2 protein-coding genes are annotated in these 1,631 nt (G+C 37.5%); both read left to right on the forward strand.

Going from position 1 to position 1,631, the window contains the following annotated elements; all coding sequences use genetic code 11:
- Positions 1–843: 843 nt before the first annotated feature.
- On the forward strand, positions 844–1,176 hold the full coding sequence (locus ACOYLT_RS11900) for a type II toxin-antitoxin system HigB family toxin (protein WP_422854051.1): 333 nt from the start codon (positions 844–846) through the stop codon (positions 1,174–1,176).
- A partial coding sequence (locus tag ACOYLT_RS11905; protein WP_422854052.1) for a helix-turn-helix domain-containing protein occupies positions 1,148–1,631 on the forward strand: 484 nt, incomplete at its 3' end. The genes ACOYLT_RS11900 and ACOYLT_RS11905, both read left to right, overlap by 29 nt.

A 1,631-nucleotide genomic window follows, 5' to 3' on the forward strand; every position in this document is an offset into this window, starting at 1 on the left:
ACAAAGAATGTGCTACTTCTGTATACTATTACACCAATTCGAAAGGGGAAAAAGTGAAAGAGGAAAAACATATCTGTAAGGAAAGGTTTAATTTATAAAAAAACAGCACGCCACGTGCCAGTATTAATTGTGCTTTTTCGTTGAGTTGATTAAATAAAGCTCATAAGGGCATATTGAATTTCCGTATTCAATTTCAAAAGACACCGCTAATTAGATTTTTAAATTAATGAGGTTTGATTGTGGGTAGAACAGGGCGCCTCTATAATTTCTCCATTTGTGATATTTGTGAGATATTCTTTTCAGCCAGTAAAATTCGTCCTCTTTGCAATAACTCTCAATAGCTAATGATCCTGTTTTCGGAGTTAATTTTAATACCTGTTGTGAGGTACTTGCTGGTTGGCCTTTGATAAAATCAAGGATTTGCTCTTTTATCTTTTCCGCTTTTTCGCCTATAATAAATCGACCCTATTTTTTACAAATAATGGCCATTTTGACGATTAAATGGTCGAAAAAATGAAAAATAATGGGCGATATAATTTTTTCAGGTGCATGGCCAAAAATGGCAAAAAAGACGAAAAACGGCTAAAAAATCTCAAATAACGGCTGATTTAACCAGTTTTTATTCGGTTTTAGCCCAAAATCGATGAGTTATCCTAATGCTAAAGGTGCGGGGTTGATTGTTGGGTTGTTCAATTTCGGCAATCGCCTGCACAAACAGAATAATTACTTGTTGTTTTTACCTAATCGTCTGCTCGATTTTGTGCGAGTATTGCAGATCAGTATTTTTTCACTACGCAATAGTTCACTTTTTGTGAACTATTGCTATATTTACACAAGTTAGGGATGCGCGTTAGACTAATCAAAAGAAAGTCCATCGAAGATTTTGTAAAGAAGAACGCCCAAAGCAGGACTTCTTTTCGAATATGGTTGACCATAGTAAAGCAGGCCGATTGGACAACTGTAGCAGATATGAAACAGACTTTTGGTTCAGCTGATTTGTTGGGCAATGGAAGTTACCGGGTAGTTTTTAACATCGGCGGCAATACTTACCGCATGATTTGTAGCTATCATTTTGGAGAAACATGGGTTTATATGTATGTAAAGTGGATAGGAACGCATGCGGCTTACGACACGCTTTGCAGTAAAAATGGGCAATACACAGTTAATCAGTATTAAACAAAATATCATGTTAGGCATACTCTATAAAGTAATTAAGACAACCACACAATACAAACAATATTGCAGCCTGCTGGAGGCTTTGGTAGTTAGTGGAAAAAAAACAAGGGTCGTTCAGGATGAAATTGAGTTGCTTAACCTCTTGATTGAAAAATATGATGCCGACCACAACACTTTTTCCGAAGCCGATCCTATTGCTTTATTGAAGGCGCTTATGAAAGAACATGCCATGAAGTCGGTTGATGTAGCCGGTCTTTTAGGTGTAAGCGAGGGGCTGGTTTCTGATATGCTGAATTATAAAAAGGGCCTTTCTAAAGAAACTATTCGATTGCTGGCCAGCCGTTTTAAATTGCGGCAGGAGGCTTTTAACAGACCCTACACCTTGCGTCTGCCCGCTAAGAAAACTGCAGGGGTATTGAAACCACGAAATGAATCACAAAAAAAGTATGCAAGTA

The sequence above is a fragment of the Flavobacterium sp. genome (genome assembly GCF_049318185.1).
GTDB lineage: Bacteria > Bacteroidota > Bacteroidia > Flavobacteriales > Flavobacteriaceae > Flavobacterium.

Excerpts from the sequence above, each read along its gene's own strand:
- ACOYLT_RS11900 (WP_422854051.1), top strand. The coding sequence starts at position 844 with ATGCGCGTTAGACTAATCAAAAGAAAGTCCATCGAAGATTTTGTAAAG.